General features: G+C 72.0%; 14 protein-coding genes and 1 riboswitch. Of the genes, 9 read left to right on the plus strand and 5 right to left on the minus strand.

Translation table 11 applies throughout. The features are described from left to right. Nucleotides 1-111: 111 nt before the first annotated feature. On the minus strand, nt 112-504 hold the full coding sequence (gene apaG, locus I5731_RS00365) for a Co2+/Mg2+ efflux protein ApaG (protein WP_197309368.1): 393 nt from the start codon (nt 502-504) through the stop codon (nt 112-114). A 191-nt stretch (nt 505-695) separates the two neighbouring features. On the opposite strand from apaG, the gene I5731_RS00370 reads away from it, so the two are divergent. Next, nucleotides 696-1,331: a CDP-alcohol phosphatidyltransferase family protein gene (locus I5731_RS00370; RefSeq protein ID WP_197309369.1), complete on the plus strand. Its 636-nt coding sequence runs from the start codon at nt 696-698 to the stop codon at nt 1,329-1,331. Here the strand turns inward: I5731_RS00370 and I5731_RS00375 are convergent. Next, entirely contained in the window at nt 1,294-2,217 is a 924-nt protein-coding gene (locus I5731_RS00375; protein ID WP_197309370.1) for a LysR family transcriptional regulator, read from the minus strand. The two genes, I5731_RS00370 and I5731_RS00375, sit on opposite strands and share 38 nt — an antisense overlap. Nucleotides 2,218-2,310: 93 nt before the next feature. On the opposite strand from I5731_RS00375, the gene I5731_RS00380 reads away from it, so the two are divergent. Then, nucleotides 2,311-2,919 carry an NAD(P)H-dependent oxidoreductase gene (locus I5731_RS00380; protein ID WP_197309371.1) on the plus strand — a complete coding sequence of 203 codons (609 nt, stop codon included), beginning with the start codon at nt 2,311-2,313 and terminating at the stop codon, nt 2,917-2,919. After that, nucleotides 2,913-3,326, plus strand: a complete 414-nt coding sequence (locus I5731_RS00385; RefSeq protein ID WP_197309372.1) for a DUF6220 domain-containing protein — start codon at nt 2,913-2,915, stop codon at nt 3,324-3,326. The genes I5731_RS00380 and I5731_RS00385 overlap by 7 nt, the downstream gene beginning before the upstream one ends. Nucleotides 3,327-3,351: 25 nt before the next feature. Here the strand turns inward: I5731_RS00385 and I5731_RS00390 are convergent, their stop codons facing one another. Next, on the minus strand, nt 3,352-4,557 hold the full coding sequence (locus tag I5731_RS00390; RefSeq protein ID WP_197309373.1) for an O-succinylhomoserine sulfhydrylase: 1,206 nt from the start codon (nt 4,555-4,557) through the stop codon (nt 3,352-3,354). Nucleotides 4,558-4,637: 80 nt separating this feature from the next. Continuing rightward, nucleotides 4,638-4,717, minus strand: a riboswitch (SAM riboswitch). 228 nt (nt 4,718-4,945) lie between these two features. Between I5731_RS00390 and I5731_RS00395 the strand changes: the two genes are divergently transcribed. The 4 genes from I5731_RS00395 to I5731_RS00410 all read left to right on the plus strand — a co-directional run bounded on the left by I5731_RS00395 (nt 4,946) and on the right by I5731_RS00410 (nt 11,479). Next, entirely contained in the window at nt 4,946-7,891 is a 2,946-nt protein-coding gene (locus I5731_RS00395) for a hybrid sensor histidine kinase/response regulator (protein WP_197309374.1), read from the plus strand. Nucleotides 7,892-7,985: 94 nt separating this feature from the next. Then, nucleotides 7,986-9,074: a 2'-deoxycytidine 5'-triphosphate deaminase gene (locus tag I5731_RS00400; RefSeq protein ID WP_197309375.1), complete on the plus strand. Its 1,089-nt coding sequence runs from the start codon at nt 7,986-7,988 to the stop codon at nt 9,072-9,074. A gap of 156 nt (nt 9,075-9,230) precedes the next feature. Next, nucleotides 9,231-10,154, plus strand: coding sequence for a GNAT family N-acetyltransferase (locus I5731_RS00405; protein ID WP_197309376.1), 924 nt, complete (start codon nt 9,231-9,233; stop codon nt 10,152-10,154). A 227-nt stretch (nt 10,155-10,381) separates the two neighbouring features. Next, a complete protein-coding gene (locus tag I5731_RS00410; RefSeq protein ID WP_197309377.1) occupies nt 10,382-11,479 on the plus strand; it encodes a DMP19 family protein in 1,098 nt (365 codons plus the stop codon). A 23-nt stretch (nt 11,480-11,502) separates the two neighbouring features. Here the strand turns inward: I5731_RS00410 and I5731_RS00415 are convergent, their stop codons facing one another. Then, nucleotides 11,503-12,204 (minus strand): DUF2799 domain-containing protein, encoded by a 702-nt coding sequence (locus I5731_RS00415; protein WP_197309378.1) that lies wholly within the window; start codon nt 12,202-12,204, stop codon nt 11,503-11,505. 196 nt (nt 12,205-12,400) lie between these two features. On the opposite strand from I5731_RS00415, the gene mepA reads away from it, so the two are divergent. Both mepA and I5731_RS00425 read left to right on the plus strand, forming a co-directional pair. Further along, nucleotides 12,401-13,291 carry a penicillin-insensitive murein endopeptidase gene (mepA, locus tag I5731_RS00420; protein WP_197309379.1) on the plus strand — a complete coding sequence of 297 codons (891 nt, stop codon included), beginning with the start codon at nt 12,401-12,403 and terminating at the stop codon, nt 13,289-13,291. A gap of 68 nt (nt 13,292-13,359) precedes the next feature. Continuing rightward, on the plus strand, nt 13,360-14,337 hold the full coding sequence (locus I5731_RS00425) for a zinc metalloprotease HtpX (RefSeq protein ID WP_197309380.1): 978 nt from the start codon (nt 13,360-13,362) through the stop codon (nt 14,335-14,337). A gap of 33 nt (nt 14,338-14,370) precedes the next feature. On the opposite strand, the gene I5731_RS00430 is transcribed toward I5731_RS00425, so the two are convergent. After that, nucleotides 14,371-15,279: a lipid kinase gene (locus I5731_RS00430; protein ID WP_197309381.1), complete on the minus strand. Its 909-nt coding sequence runs from the start codon at nt 15,277-15,279 to the stop codon at nt 14,371-14,373. Between the last annotated feature and the right edge of the window lie 125 nt (nt 15,280-15,404).

The raw sequence follows: 15,404 nt of genomic DNA on the forward strand, positions 1-15,404 counted from the left end.
GACGACCCAGGGACCGGCGGTCGCGCATCCGACGCCGCACCTGGCACTGTACCAGAGGACGGCAGAGGTAACTTACAAGGGACAGGGAGGGGGCCTCCCGCGTCACGGCCCTCAGTTCAGCACCCGCCTCGCATCCGGCACGTCGAGCGGAAACGCCGGGATGCCGATGTCGAAGACCTCGCCCAGTTCATCGACCATGCGGTAGGCGCCCTGCATGAAGCCGGACGGCGTCGTCAGCGGGCAGCCGCTGGTGTAGTCGAAGCGCTCGCCGGCGCCGATCAGCGGCTTCTGGCCGACGACGCCGGGGCCGCGCACCTCCTGCACCGCGCCGTGGGCATCCGTGATGACCCAGTGGCGGGCGAGCAGCTGCACCGCCAGCTCGCCGCCGTTGACGATGCCGACCTCGTAGGCCCAGAACCAGCGGCCTTCGTCGGGCCGCGACTCGTCCGGCCGGTAGACCGGCGTCACCGTCACCTCGATGTCGCGGGTCACCGCGCGGTACATGGGCGATCTCCCCCGAAAATCCGGCCGACATCCGGCCGCCTGCCCTCGCCAGCCGCGCGGCCGGACCGGGCTTTCGCCGGCCCCGGATCGCAGCGCTCTCGAACCATGATAGGAGTTGCGCCGGCGCGGCGCCACGTCAACCGCTGCCGCACCGTGCGGACGTGGCCGCGCCCGCCGAGCCGGAGCCGCCGATGTTCGATGCCCGCATCCGCCCGCTGATCGACCCGCCGCTCGCCCGCGCCGGCCGGCGTCTCGCCGCCGCCGGGGTCACCGCCGACGGGCTGACGCTCGCCGGCTTCGGCGTCGGCATGCTGGCGACGGCGGCGATCGCGGCGGGGTGGTTCGCGGCGGGGTTCGTGCTGATCGCGATCAACCGGCTGGTCGACGGGCTCGACGGACCGGTCGCCCGGGCGACCACGGCCAGCGACCGCGGCGGCTTTCTCGATATCGTGCTCGACTTCGGCTTCTACGGCGCGATCCCGCTCGCCTTCGCGATCGCCGATCCCGCCGCCAACGCGCTCGCCGCCGCAGCATTGCTCACCGCCTTCTACGTCAACGGCGCCGCCTTCCTCGCCTTCGCGGTGATGGCGGAAAAGCGCGGGCTCGCCACCGAGGCGCAGGGCAGGAAGTCGCTCTACTACGTCGCCGGGCTCGCCGAGGGCACCGAAACCGTGGCGGTGTTTCTCGCCATGGCGGCGTTTCCGGGCTGGTTCCCGGTGCTCGCCTGGGGCTTTGCTGCGCTGACGGCGGTGTCGGCGGCGGCGCGGATCGTCATCGGCGCCGCGCGGCTCAAGGCGCCGCCAGCGGGGGAACGGGCAGACCGCTGAGGCAGTCGCGGATCAGGCCGGCAACGTGCTGCACGGCGCGGTCGGCGTCGGCGCGGGCGTGCCAGGCGAGATGCAGCGGAAAGCCCGGCACGGCGATCGGCGGCGCGAACACCGCGAAGGCGCCGGCCGGTTCCACGGGTACACAGCGGCTCGGCATCATGGCGACGAGATCGGAACCGCCGAGCAGCGACGGCACCAGCAGGAAGCTCGGCACCACCATGCCGACGCGGCGGCGGCGTCCGAGTCTCAGCAGCGCCTCGTCGACCGCGCCATGCGCCTCGCCGCGGCCCGAGACGAGGATGTGCGGAAAGGCGAGCCAGGCGTCGAGGTCGAAGCGGGTCGCTGTCGGATGGCCGCGCCGCATCACGACGCGGTAGGTCTCCTCGAGCAATTCCTCGCGCCGGATATCGGCGTCGGTCGCCGCGAACACCGAAAGCGCGAGATCGGCGCTGCCGCGCGCGAGCTGCTCCATCGCCTCCGGCGCGCCGCGCCACGGCAGCACGACGAGGTCGAGGCCCGGCGCGGTTGCGGCAAGGGCGTGGTGCAGCGCGCCGGCGACGACCATCGCCGGGTGATCGGCCATCACGACGCGGACGGTCTGGCGGAGATCGACCAGCGGCACTTCGGGCGCGTCGACCAGGGCGCCGACGTCGGCGAGCAGCCGGCGCAGCGGCGCGCGCAGGCGCTCGCCCTTCGGCGTGCGCTGCATGCGGGCGCCGCGCCGCTCCAGCAGCGGATCGGCGAACAGATGCCGGCAGCGGTCGAGCGCCGACGAGGTCGCCGGCTGCGACAGACCGAGCCGGTCGGCGGCGCGGGAGACGTGCGCCTCCTCGAGCACCGCGGACAGCACCACCAGCAGGTTGAGATCGACGCCGCGTAAATTCATGAAACGGATATCTCGATATACAGACGATCCATTGGATGAATGATGATCGCTGCGGCACCCTCCGGACGTCAACAGCCAACCCGGAGATGTCCGATGCCCGACACCCTCGTCCTGATGTTCCACCCCTCCCCCGCAACCTCGCGCGTCAACGCGGCGCTGGCGGCGGCGGCGGCCACCCTCGACGATGTCGCCGTCGTCGACATGCAGGCGCTCTATCCGAACGGCGCGATCGATGCCGACGCCGAGGTCGCCCGCCTGTTGTCGGCGCGGCGGCTGGTGCTGCAGTTCCCGCTGCAGTGGTATTCGGTGCCGCCGCTGCTGAAGGCGTGGCAGGACCTCGTGCTGACGCGGATGTACTACATTCACCCGCGCGAGGAGGGCGACCGCCTGATGGGGACGCCGCTGCTGGTGGCGTCGACGGCCGGCAACACGGCGGCCGCCTATACGCCCGGCGGCGCCAACCTCTATCCGCTCACCGAGATGATGCGGCCGCTGCAGGCGACCGCCAATCGCTGCGGGTTGCCGTGGGCCTCGCCGTTCTTCGTCTACGAGACGGGCCGTCTCGACGACGCCGCTCTCGCCGAGGCCGGGCGGGCCTATGCGGCGCGGATCGAGAGCTGGCGCCGGTCGGTGCCGGGGCGCGCCGCTGCCTTGCCGGCGATTGCCGCGCCCGCGCGGATCGCCGCCGGTGCCGCATGCTGACGCGCCGTGAGGAAAGGGCGAGCCGCGTCGTCGCGCTGGCGGCGCTGCTGGTGCCGGTGCTGCTGCTGACGCAGTTCCTGCTCGCGGGGCTGGCGCTCTTCACCGATGCGGGGCTCTGGGGCGTGCACGGCGCCGTCGGCGGCGCGGCGGCGATCCCGATCCTCGTGGTGCTCGCCGGCGCGCTGCGCGGCGGGCGCAACCGGCACCTGCGCTGGTGGGCCGGCCTGCAGGCGCTGCTCTACGCCACCCAGATCGGCTGGGTCGTCGCCGGCGAGGCGAGCGGGCTCGGCTGGCCGATGGCGATGCACCCGCTCAACGGCGCCCTGCTGCTGACGGCTTCGCTGACGATCCTCGCCAAGGTGCTGCGGGCGCCGGAGCGGGCTGCGGCGGTGACGGCGGGGGAATGACCCCGCCGGCCCGAGACGCCCCCGATCACTCCGCCGCGGCGCGCTCCGCCGCAATCCCGTCGAGCGCCGTGGTCAGGTCGGCGATCAGGTCGCCGGGGTGTTCGAGGCCGACGGAGAGGCGCAGCAGGCCGGGGCCGATGCCGAGTTCGGCGCGGGCCTCTTCCGAGAGGCGCTGGTGCGTCGTCGTCGCCGGATGGGTGATGAGGCTTTTCGCGTCGCCGAGGTTGTTGGAGATCTTGACGATCTCGAGCGCGTTGGCGACGGCGAAGGCGCCGGCCTTGCCGCCGGTCACCTCGAAGGCGACCATGGTCGAGCCGCCGCTCATCTGGCGCTTGACGAGCTCGGCCTGGGGATGGTCGGCGCGGCCAGGATAGATCACGCGGGTCACCGCCGGGTGGGCGGCGAGCGCGTCGGCGACCTTGGCGGCGGTCGCGGTCTGGCGCTCGACGCGCAGCGGCAGCGTTTCGAGGCCCTTCAGCAACACCCAGGCGTTGAACGGGCTCATCGACGGGCCGGTCTGGCGGATGAAGACCTGCAGGTAGGTGTCGAGGAATTCCTTCGAGCAGCAGACGACGCCGCCGAGGCAGCGGCCCTGGCCGTCGATGTGCTTGGTCGCGGAATAGACCACGATGTCGGCGCCGAGCTTCAACGGCTGCTGCCAGAGCGGCGTCGCGAACACGTTGTCGACGACGAGGCGGGCGCCGCCGTCGTGGGCGATCTTGGCGACCGCCTCGATGTCGACCAGTTCCAGCGTCGGATTGGTCGGGCTTTCGAGGAAGAAGGCGACGGTTTCGGGCCGCACGGCGGCGCGCCACTGGTCGAGGTCGGTGCCGTCGACGAGGGTGCAGGCGACGCCGAAGCGCGGCAGCAGGTCCTCGACGACGTAGCGACACGAGCCGAACAGCGCCTTGGCGGCGACGACATGGTCGCCGGCCTTGACCTGGCACAGCATCGCGGCGGTGACGGCGGCCATGCCGGTGGCGGTGGCGCGGGCCACCTCGGCGCCTTCGAACAGCGCCATGCGCTCTTCGAACATCGTCACGGTCGGGTTGGAGAAGCGCGAATACTGGTAGCCGGGGCTGAGGTTGAGGAAGCGCGCCTCGGCCTCCTCCGCGCTCGCGTAGACGTAGCCCTGGGTCAGGAACAGCGCCTCGGAGGTCTCGCCGAACGGCGAGCGCAAGGTGCCGCCGTGAACGAGCAGCGTGTCGGGGTGGAGGCGGCGGTCGGTCATGGCGTGGTCCCGAAGCAGGGTCCGCAGCGCGGACGACAAAAAACCCGGCGGGCGAATGCCGGCCGGGTTGCTCGCGCGTCCAAGACGCGGCCCCGACCTTTTTAGCCCGTTGTTTAACGTGGCGGCAAGCCGGCCGGCTCAAATGACCACGATCCTGCCATCGTTAGACCCGGGGGATCGGGACGTCAAGCGCCGGGCCGGCGGGCGAAACCCGCACCCACGCGGGCCGGAACCGACGATCGGGGCGAAGCTGCCGGATCGTATGATGAATTTCGGCCGGCGCGCAAAAACGCCGGCGCTCGTTAGCCGTTTGAAATGAACGCGCCGTCATGACATGAGAGCATAACGGGGCCAGCGCACGGCCCGATGACGCCATGGAGAATACCCGATGTTCCGCGCGCCGGAGCTCAGCGCCGTCGATCCTGCCCACCTCTTCGAACTGTCCCCGAACCCCTACGTCATCCTCGACAGGTCGCTGGCCATCGTCGGCATGAACGGGGCGTACCTCTCCGTGACCGGACGCACCCGCGAGGGCCTGCTCGGCCGCAACCTGTTCGAGGCGTTTCCGAGCGAACCCGGCTCGGTGCCGGACAAGCTGCTGCGCCGCTCGCTCGAGAAGGTGTTGACGACCGGCACCGACGATACGCTGCCGCTGATCCCCTATCCGATCGCCCGCGACGACGGGGTGATGGAGGACCGCTACTGGAGCGCGACGCACAAGGCGGTGCGCGGCGCGGGCGGCGAGGTCGCGTTCGTCCTGCAGCACACGGTGGACGTCACCGAACTGCACCTGCTGCGCCAGACCGCGTCGGAACGCGGCCTGCAGCTGCAGACCGACGTGATGAACCGGGCCGACACCGTCGCGATGCAGAACCTGCAGCTCGGCGAGGAGCGCGCCTACCTGCGCAGCCTGTTCGAGCAGGCGCCCGGCTTCATGGCGGTGCTGCTCGGGCCGGACCACGTGTTCGACATCGCCAACGAGCCCTACCTGCAGCTCGTCGGCCATCGCGAACTGATCGGCCGCACCGTGCGCGAGGCGCTGCCCGAGATCGAGGGCCAGGGCTTCTTCGAACTGCTCGACCTCGTGATGCAGACCGGCCAGCCGGAAAGCCGCGAGGGTGCGCGGGTGCTGCTGCAGCGCACGCGCGGCGGCGCGCTCGAGGAGCGCGTCGTCGACCTGCTGTACCAGCCGCTGAAGGGCGAGGGCGGCAAGCCGTTCGGCATCTTCGTGATCGGCTACGACGTCACCGAGAAGCACCGCGCCGTCCGCGCGGCGCAGGACAGCGAGGGGCGCTTCCAGCTGCTCGCCCAGTCGATCCCCAACCACGCCTGGACCGCCCTGCCCGACGGGCGGCTCGACTGGTTCAACGATCAGGTCTACCGGTTTTCCGGCGTGCGCCCCGGCGAGCTCGACGGCGAGGGCTGGGCCGAGCTGGTGCATCCCGAGGACCGCGCCGCGGCGGCCGAACGCTGGCAGGCGTCGCTCGCCGACGGCAGCCTCTACGAGACCGAGTTCCGGCTGCGCCGCTACGACGGCATGTACCGCTGGCACATCGCGCGTGCCGTGCCCTTCGTCAACGCGGCCGGCGAGATCACCCGCTGGGTCGGCACCAACACCGACATCGAGGATCCGAAGGCGACCGCCCAGGCTCTCGAGCATCTCAACGCGACGCTGGAGGACCGGGTCCAGGAGCGCACCGCCGAACTGATGCAGACGCAGGAAGTGCTGCGCCAGAGCCAGAAGATGGAGGCGATCGGCAACCTCGCCGGCGGCATCGCGCACGACTTCAACAACCTGCTGCAGGTGATCTCCGGCAATCTGCAGCTGCTCGGCGCCGACATCGCCGGCAACGAGCGCGCCGAGCGGCGCGTCGCCAACGCACTGTCGGGCGTGGTGCGCGGGGCGAGGCTCGCCTCGCAGCTGCTGTCGTTCAGCCGGCGCCAGCCGCTGGAGCCGCGCGCGGTCAACCTCGGCCGGCTGATCCGCGACCTCGACCACCTGATGCGCCGCAGCCTCGGCGAAGGCATCGAGATCGACACCATCGTCGGCGGTGGGCTCTGGACCACCCAGGTCGACCCGGCCAACGTCGAAAACGCCATTCTCAACCTCGCGATCAACGCCCGCGACGCGATGGAAGGCCACGGCAAGCTGACGATCGAGGTCGGCAACGCCTTCCTCGACGATCACTATGCGCGGATGAACGCCGAGGCCGTCGCCGGGCAGTATGTGATGCTCGCCGTTTCCGACACCGGCGCCGGCATGACGCCCGAGGTGCTGCGGAAGGCGTTCGACCCGTTCTTCACGACGAAGCCGGCGGGCCGCGGCACCGGGCTCGGGCTCTCGATGGTCTACGGCTTCGTCAAGCAGTCGGGCGGGCACATCAAGATCTACAGCGAGCCGGGCAACGGCACGACCGTGAAGCTCTACCTGCCGCGCTCGCTGGAGGCCGAGGACAAGACACAGCCGGGCTCCGAGCTCGCGCCCCCCGCGGCCGGCGGCAACGAGACGGTGCTCGTGGTCGAGGACGACGAGGCCGTGCGCGAGACCACCGTCGGGCTGCTCGGCGAACTCGGCTACCGGGTGCTGAAGGCGAAGGACGCCGACAGCGCGCTGACCGTGGTCGAAAGCGGCATCGCGATCGACCTCCTGTTCACCGACGTGGTGATGCCCGGGCGCCTGAAGAGCCGCGACCTCGCCCGCAAGGCGAAGGAGCGGCTGCCGGGGCTAGCCGTGCTGTTCACCTCCGGCTACACCGAGAACTCGATCGTGCACGGCGGCCGGCTCGACCCCGGCGTGCACCTTCTGAGCAAGCCCTATACGCGGGAGGCCCTCGCCGTGAAGATCCGGCAGGTGATCGAGGCGACGGCGCCCGAGGCGAGCGGCGGGCCGGACACCGCGGCCGACGGCGACGGCGCCGTGCCGATCGCCGGCCTGTCGCCGGCGCCGCCCGTTTCGGGCGCCGGCCTCGTCGTGCTGCTGTGCGAGGACGAGGTGCTGATCCGCATGGCGACGGCCGATGCGCTGCTCGAACGCGGCATGACCGTGATCGAGGCGGGAAGCGGCGGCGAGGCACTGGCGCAGGCGCCCACGGCGCGGCTCGACGTGCTGGTCACCGACGTCGGCCTGCCCGACATGTCCGGCATCGACCTCGCCCGGCAGCTGCGCGAGCGCCAGCCGGATCTGCCGGTGGTGTTTGCGACCGGCGACGCCGGCCCGGGCGCCGCGGCGCCGCTGGACGGCGCGGCGGTGATCATCAAGCCGTTCAGCGACGAGCAGCTCGCCGACCTCGTGACCGAACTCGCCGGCAGGGCCGCGGGCCGGGCCTCCGGCTGAGCCGCGCCGGCGTCTTCGGACAGTGACGCGGCCGGCGCGAGCGGCTAAGAACGGGCCGACGACGCAGCGCTGCGGGCGCGCGCACGGGGGCAGCATGACGGGTACGACGGGGATCCTGCCGAGCCAGGACATCACGGCACTTTCGGCAGCGGGCGGGATCACCGCGGACCGGCCGTTCGATGCCGACCAGGTGCAGCCGGCCAGCCTCGATCTCCGCCTCGGCGCGGTGGCGCACCGGCTGCGCGCGAGCTTCCTGCCCGGCCCGGGCGCGCGGATCGACGAGAAGCTGGAGCGGCTGCGGCTGCACACCATCGACCTCACGCAAGGCGCGGTGCTGGAGACCGGCTGCGTCTATCTGGTGCCGGTGCTCGAAGCCTTCGCCCTGCCCGCCGACATCTCGGCCTCGGCCAACCCGAAGAGCTCGACCGGCCGGCTCGACATCTTCACCCGCGTGATCACCGACGGGGCGCAGGCGTTCGACACGATCGGCGCCGGCTACCACGGCGGGCTCTACGTCGAAGTCAGCCCGCGCACCTTCCCGGTGCTGGTGCGCACCGGGTCGCGGCTGAGCCAGGTGCGCTTCCGCGCCGGGCAGACGCGGCTGTCGGATGCCGACCTCGCCGCGCTGCACGCGACGACGCCGCTGGTCGACACCGAGCCGCCGCGCTTCGAGGACGGGCTGACGCTGTCGATCGATCTCGCCCGCGAGGGGCCGGGGGCGCTGATCGGCTACCGGGCGAAGCGGCACACCGGCGTCGTCAACGTCGACGCGCGCGCCGCCTTCGACGTGCTCGACTTCTGGGAGCCGATCCATGCCCGCGGCGAGCCGAGCCTGATCCTCGACCCGGGCGAATTCTACATCCTCGCCTCGCGCGAGGCGGTGCAGGTGCCGCCGGCGACGGCGGCCGAGATGGTCGCGATCGACCCGCTGGTCGGCGAGTTCCGCGTGCATTACGCCGGCTTCTTCGACCCCGGATTCGGCCATGCCCCCTCCGGCGGGCGGGGGTCGCGCGCGGTGCTGGAAGTGCGCTCGCGCGAGGTGCCGTTCATCCTCGATCACGGCCAGACGATCGGCCGGCTGGTCTACGAGCACATGCGCTCCGTGCCCGACACGCTCTACGGCGCCGGCATCGGCTCGAACTACCAGGCGCAAGGGCTGAAGCTCTCCAAGCACTTCCGCTGAACAAAGCCGGCAAAGCAAATCCGACGCGCCGGCAACGGAATGGTCGACTCTGACGGCATTGTCACCAAACTGTCGGCGTTTGGTGGTCTATACTTGCCGGATGGGCGGCGCAGCCGCTGCAGAGGAGAGGATGCGCGGGCCGTGCTCAGGGAGCGGATGTCGCCGAGGGAGATCGTCTCGAAGTTCGGACCGCTGGTGCGCGGCACCGCCCATGCGCTGAAGCTGCCAGTCGGCCAGCGCGTCGCCGGCCCCGGCCTCGATGGACCGCTCGGGCGGATCGGCTCGCTGGAAGCGCGGCTCGCCCGCTCGGAAGCCGAGGTGCGTACGGCGCAGGCGCTGCGCTACCGCGTGTTCTACGAGGAGATGGCGGCGATCGCCGATGCCGGCGGCCTCGCCACCCGGCGCGACGTCGACGGGTTTGACGCGGTCTGCGACCACCTGCTGGTGCTCGATCACGATGCGCCGCCGGAAGCCGGACGACCGTTCCAGAAGCCGCGGCCGCCCGTCGTCGGCACCTACCGCCTGTTGCGCCAGACGGTGGCCGATCTCGCCGACGGCTTCTACACGGCGAACGAATTCGACATCCAGCCGCTGATCTCCGCGCACCGCAAGCTCAACTTCCTCGAGCTCGGCCGCTCCTGCGTGCTGAAACCCTATCGCACCAAGCGGACGGTGGAGCTGCTCTGGGCCGGGATCTGGTCCTATGTCCGCGCCCACCGCATCGACGTGATGATCGGCTGCGCCTCGATCGAGGGCACGGACCCGGAGCGGCTGGCGCTGCCGCTCTCGTTCCTGCACCACAACGCCCGCGCGCCCGACGCGTGGCGAGTGTCGGCGCTGCCCGAGCGGCGCGTCGAGATGAACCGGATGCCGGCCGAGGCGATCGACGCCCGCGCGGCGCTGGCGGCGCTGCCGCCGCTGCTGAAGGGCTACCTGCGCGTCGGCGCCTTCATCGGCGACGGGGCGGTGGTCGACCACCAGTTCGGCACCACCGACGTGCTGGTCGTGCTGCCGGTGTCGGCGATCAACCCGCGCTACATCACCTATTACGGCGCCGACGCCAGCCGCCACGCGGCCTGAGCGCGGCGCGGCCGCGGGCCTCGTTCCGCCGGTGGCCATGGGCAACGCCGCCTTAACCATCCGCGCCGGACGGGCTGACCCTGCGTCGAATGCAGCCGGCGCAGCCCGGGTTTCTGCGGCCGCGTTCACCCTCGCTTCACTCCCGCCGGGCACTTTTCCATGGAGTGCGGCGCGGAGCGGCCGGGGCGGTCGCCCCGTCCCCTCGCCGCTCCGCTCGGGAGGCCGCGATGCTGCGACTGTTCAAGGGCCTGCTCACCCGCCCTGCCCCCGCCCTCGCCGCGGTCGGCGCCGTGCCGGAGACGCGGCTGCAGGCGGTGATGGAACGGGCGACGCGGCGCGGGGCCGAGGTCACCCCCCGGCGCGGCGACGACGTCCCGATCGGTGCGCCGCGCACGGCCGTGCCGCCGGTGTCCGGCCGCAGCGGCGGCGGCGAGCCGCCGCGCGCACCGCCGAACCGCGGCGGCGGTGGCCACGGCCGGGTTCCGCCGGTGCCGAAGATCTATCTCTCCGAGCCGGCGATCCGGTCGAGCGACGCCTATGCCGTCGTCGGCCAGGTGATCGAGGTCGTGAACTTCCTGTGCTTCAGGCACGGCTACATGATGGACGAGATTCCGGCCGAATACGCCATGGTCTACAGCGCCGACTTCTACTACCAGCAGGTGCTGAACGGCGGCCACGGCCAGTTCACGCACAATGCGGCGGGGCACGAGAACACCTGGCGCTTCGCCCGTGCGGGCCTTGCCGCAATGGGCGCCGCCGACTATCTCGCCGCCTTCGACGAGCTCTGCGCCATCCTCGCCCGCGACCCCGCCCGCGCCGAAGCGATCCGCAAGGGCGCCGGCTTCGGCACCATCGACCCGGCGATCGAGGCGCTCGACACCCGCTTCTTCGAATTGCATCGCACCGCCCCGCTGACCGGGATCATGACGCCGTGGCTGGTGGCGCGCCCCGAGGTCGAGGTGCTGCCGGCGGAGGCTTTTGCGCGGCGGCTCGACGAGCTCGCCGCCGATCCGGCGCTCGCCGCCCGGCGCGAGGCGCAGCAGGCGGCCGCGCTCGCCGAGCGGATGAAGGATGCCTCGTTCAGGCTCGGCCATGCATTGGCGAAGAAGGCCGGCCGGACCTTCCAGCACTGGTCGCACGCGCTGAAGGACATCGAGCTCGGCGGGCGAACCTGGCCGGACGTGCTCGTCCACGTGTCCGAGGAAGCGATCGGCTACGTCGTGTCCCCGGGCAACGGCGTCTACGAGCTCTATGACGCGCGCAGCCGTGAGCGCATCGCGGTGTGGTCGATCCTGGAAAATGGCACCGGGACCGGCGGGGCCTGAGCCCCAGCCCGCCTCAGGCCGCCTCAGGCCGGTGGGATGCCGAAGGCGGCAACGAAGCGGGCGCGCGCTTCGGCCTCGGCGTAACGTGCCGCATCGGCGGCCCGGTCGGCCTCGCGCTCGGCTCGCATCAGGTCGAAGCGGACCTCGAAGCGCCGGTCGGACAGCCGGCGTCGCCGCCGGTCGAGTTCGGCGCGCGCCTCGCCCTCGGCGGTGGCGATCTCCGCGCCGACCCGGTCGAGGTCGCGCTCGATCTCGCGCAGGTCGTTCCGCGCGCGGTTCGCCTCGGCCTCCGCCGCCTTGGCCGCGCTGCGCGCCGTGCCCGCGTAACGGGCGATGTCGTAGCCGGCGAGGAACGGCCCCTCCAGCGCCGGCGGGCAGACGTTGCGATAGGCCTCGCCGGCGAGCGACATGGCAAAGCCGCGCGCCGGGCGGCAGAACTGGCCGAGCCCGGCGTCGCGCCCGGCCGAATAGGCGGCGCGGTCGACGGTGATGCCGAAGCGGCCGCAGGCCTTGTCGTGCTCGGCGATCCGCTCGAACGGCTCGCCCTTCTCCCCGTCGATGCGCCCGATCGAAACCCAGTCGCCCGACCGGCACTGCTCCTGCGACAGCGTCGCACAGCCCGACAGCGCGGCGAGAGCTGCGACGAGGCCGCCGGCGACGAAGGCGAGGCGAAGCGGCGAGCCGGCGGAACCGGCGCGGGTGATCGTGCGGGAAGAGACGGTCATGAGAGCGACTCGCTGAATGGCGGGGAATCTTTCTCGCATGTCGCCGCGCGTCGAGAAAGTGAGGGACGACCCGCCCTCGGCTGCCGGCTTAACCTTTGGTTAACCCACCGGGGCCGCCGCTGCGCTATCATCCGGCCTGCTGGGGAGCACGAGGCCGCCGGGCGCTGAGCGCCGGCTGCGGAAGGGATCGGCGACGATGAGCGGATCGGTCTTCGGGATCCTGCGGCGGCTGGCGTTCGCCGGCGCGCTGCTTGGTGCGGCCCTCACGGGGAGCCCGGCGCTTGCCGCCTCGGATACGCCGGCGAAAGAGCTGTTCGGGGCGGCCGCAGCACCTGCCCCGCTCGCGGCGCGGGCGATCGGCTCTTACGCGCGCGGCTGTCTCGCCGGCGCGGTGGCGCTGCCGGTGAACGGGCCGCAGTGGCAGGTGATGCGGCTGTCGCGCAACCGCAACTGGGGCCACCCCGAGCTGATCGCCTTCCTCGAACGGCTCGCGGCGACGGCGCCGAAGGTCGGCTGGAACGGCCTGCTCGTCGGCGACCTCGCGCAGCCGCGCGGCGGTCCGATGCTGACGGGGCATTCGAGCCACCAGGTCGGCCTCGACGCCGACATCTGGCTGAACCCGATGCCGCGGCGCGAGCTCAGCCGCAAGGAGCGCGAGACGATCCAGGCAACCTCGATGCTCGGCGCCGACAAGAAGTCGGTCGACCCGAAGATCTGGACCGCGGCGCATCTCGCGATCGTCAAGGCCGCGGCGTCCGACCGGGCGGTGGCGCGCATCTTCGTCAACCCGGCGATCAAGCAGGCGATGTGCGAGGGCGCCGGCAAGGACCGCGCCTGGCTGCGCAAGGTGCGCCCGTGGTACGGCCACGACTATCATTTCCACGTCCGTATCGGCTGCCCGGCGGGGTCCGCCGGCTGCAAGGCGCAGGACGCGCCGCCGCCGGGCGACGGCTGCGGCAAGGACCTCGCCTACTGGTTCACCGACGCGCCCTATGCCAAGCCCGGCGCGCCGCCGCCGAAGCCGCCGAAGCCCGTCACCCTCGCCGACCTGCCGCCCGCCTGCAGCGAGGTGCTGGTCGCGAACTAGGGGAAATCCGCACCCGCGCGGGCCCGGCGCCTCTTTCCGCCGGCGCCCGCGACCGCCATATCGGGTGCATGACCGATACCCCCCTCCTCCACGCGGCGGCGCTGCGGCGCAACCGGCTGCGCAACACGCTGCACACCTGGCTGCTCGTCGCCGGCAGCCTCGGGCTGCTGGCGTTGTCGGCCTATGTGCTCGCGGGCGAGGCCGGCGTGCTCTGGGCGGCGATCCTCGGCGGCGCCTCGCTCTGGGGCGCGACGCACGTCTCGCCGCGGCTCGTGCTGAAGCTCTATGGCGCGCGGCCGCTGCCGCCGACGGTGTTTCCCGAGGGCCAGCGCCTCGTCGCCGACCTCGGGGCCCGCGCCGGCCTGCCGCGGGCACCGCGACTGCACTACCTGCCGAGCAAGCTGCTCAACGCCTTCGCCGTCGGCACGCGCGACGACGCCGCGATCACTGTCACCGACGGGTTGATCCGCACGATGAGCGCGCGTGAGTTCGCCGCCGTGATGGCGCACGAGGTGAGCCACATCGCGGCCGGCGACATCAAGGTGATGGCGCTCGCCGACATGGTAAGCCGGATGACCAGCGTGATGTCGTTCGCCGGCTTCGTGATGCTGCTCGTCTCGCTGCCGGCCTTCCTGATGGGCGGCATCGCGATGCCGCTGCCGGGCATCGCGATCCTGCTGCTCGCCCCCACCATCGGCGGGCTGCTGCAACTCGCGCTGTCGCGGACGCGGGAGTTCGAGGCGGACCTCAGCGCGGCGCACCTCACCGGCGATCCGGAAGGCCTTGCGCGGGCGCTGGTGCGACTGGAGCGGATCCAGGGCCGGCTCTGGGAGGGCCTCACCCTGCCGGGCGCGCGCGTCCCCGAACCGTCGCTGCTGCGCACGCACCCGAAGACCGCCGACCGTGTCGCGCGGCTGCTGGAGCTGCGGACCGGCGCGCGGCCGGTGTTCACCCTGCCGGAGGGCGGCTTCCCGGTCGGCCGCTCGCTGGTGCCGCCGATCCGGGCGCCGCGGGTGCACGCGGCCCGGATGGGGATCTACTTCTGATCCGCCGCCGACGGCGGCCGCCGCCGCCGGGGCCTACTTCAGTCCGATGTCGAGCGGGGCGTAGATGCCGATCGCCTTCGGCACCACCTTGAAGGTCGCCGGCGTCACCGTGACGATCTCGCCGTCGGCGTTGACCTGGTGCGGGCGGCGGGCGCGGATCGTCAGCTCGTGGGTCTTCAGCGTGCGCACCGCCGGGTGCCGGCCCTGCTGGCCGCGGCGCAGCGCCGGCACGATGGCGGGCAATTGCCACCAGTTCTCGAATTCGAGGCTGTAGACGTCGAGCGAGCCGTCGTCGGGACGGGCGCTCTCCTCCACCACCATGCCGCCGCCATAGAAGCGGCCGTTGCCGACGGCGATCTGCAGCGTCTTCGCCCGGCGGGTGACGCCGCCTTCCTCGATGAACACGGTGAAGGGGCGCATCTGGCCGAGCACGCGCATGGCGGCGATGGCATAGCCGAACGCGCCCCAGCGCTTCTTCGCCTCCGAGGTGAGGTTTTTCGCGAGTTCGACGCTGTAGCCGAGGCTGGCGACGTTGAAGAACACGCGGCCGTTGACCTCGCCGAGGTCGAGGCGGCGGATGTGGCCGGCGAGGATCACGTCGACGGCGTGGTCGAGCTCCGGCCGGATGCCGAGGGTGCGGGCGAGGTCGTTGGCGGTGCCGAGCGGCAGGATGCCGAGCGGCAGCTCGCCGCCGTGCAGCAACTGCGCGACGCCGTTCAACGTGCCGTCGCCGCCGCCGGCGATGACGAGGTCGATGTCGGCGCGGTGGCGCTCGATGTGGTCGGCGATCGCCTCGGGCTCGGCGCTCTCGACGGCGACGAGGTCGATGCCGCCGTCGTCGAGCCGGTCGAGCGCGTCGTCGATCGCCTCGGAGCCGCGCCGCGCCCGGCGGTTGACGATCACGAGGGCCTTGCGGCGGGGGGCACTGGCGGTCATGAGCATCCGATCGGGCGGGAGGACGGACTGAGCAACGGCGAGCGCCGGGTTTTGTTCACCGGTCGTCGCATCAAAGGTCAGGAAATATGACGTTTTGATGAGACGGCCAGCGCAGGTCGCGGGCGAGCAAG

Origin of the sequence: Methylobrevis albus (assembly GCF_015904235.1) — a bacterium.
Lineage (GTDB): Bacteria > Pseudomonadota > Alphaproteobacteria > Rhizobiales > Pleomorphomonadaceae > Methylobrevis_A > Methylobrevis_A albus.

Coding starts and splice junctions, on each gene's coding strand:
- I5731_RS00380 (WP_197309371.1), top strand. CDS start 2,311: ATGCCCGACACCCTCGTCCTGATGTTCCACCCCTCCCCCGCAACCTCG.
- I5731_RS00425 (WP_197309380.1), top strand. CDS start 13,360: ATGACCGATACCCCCCTCCTCCACGCGGCGGCGCTGCGGCGCAACCGG.
- mepA (WP_197309379.1), top strand. CDS start 12,401: ATGAGCGGATCGGTCTTCGGGATCCTGCGGCGGCTGGCGTTCGCCGGC.
- I5731_RS00390 (WP_197309373.1), bottom strand. CDS start 4,557: ATGACCGACCGCCGCCTCCACCCCGACACGCTGCTCGTTCACGGCGGC.
- I5731_RS00405 (WP_197309376.1), top strand. CDS start 9,231: ATGTCGCCGAGGGAGATCGTCTCGAAGTTCGGACCGCTGGTGCGCGGC.
- I5731_RS00430 (WP_197309381.1), bottom strand. CDS start 15,279: ATGCTCATGACCGCCAGTGCCCCCCGCCGCAAGGCCCTCGTGATCGTC.
- apaG (WP_197309368.1), bottom strand. CDS start 504: ATGTACCGCGCGGTGACCCGCGACATCGAGGTGACGGTGACGCCGGTC.
- I5731_RS00370 (WP_197309369.1), top strand. CDS start 696: ATGTTCGATGCCCGCATCCGCCCGCTGATCGACCCGCCGCTCGCCCGC.
- I5731_RS00400 (WP_197309375.1), top strand. CDS start 7,986: ATGACGGGTACGACGGGGATCCTGCCGAGCCAGGACATCACGGCACTT.
- I5731_RS00385 (WP_197309372.1), top strand. CDS start 2,913: ATGCTGACGCGCCGTGAGGAAAGGGCGAGCCGCGTCGTCGCGCTGGCG.
- I5731_RS00375 (WP_197309370.1), bottom strand. CDS start 2,217: ATGAATTTACGCGGCGTCGATCTCAACCTGCTGGTGGTGCTGTCCGCG.
- I5731_RS00395 (WP_197309374.1), top strand. CDS start 4,946: ATGTTCCGCGCGCCGGAGCTCAGCGCCGTCGATCCTGCCCACCTCTTC.
- I5731_RS00415 (WP_197309378.1), bottom strand. CDS start 12,204: ATGACCGTCTCTTCCCGCACGATCACCCGCGCCGGTTCCGCCGGCTCG.
- I5731_RS00410 (WP_197309377.1), top strand. CDS start 10,382: ATGCTGCGACTGTTCAAGGGCCTGCTCACCCGCCCTGCCCCCGCCCTC.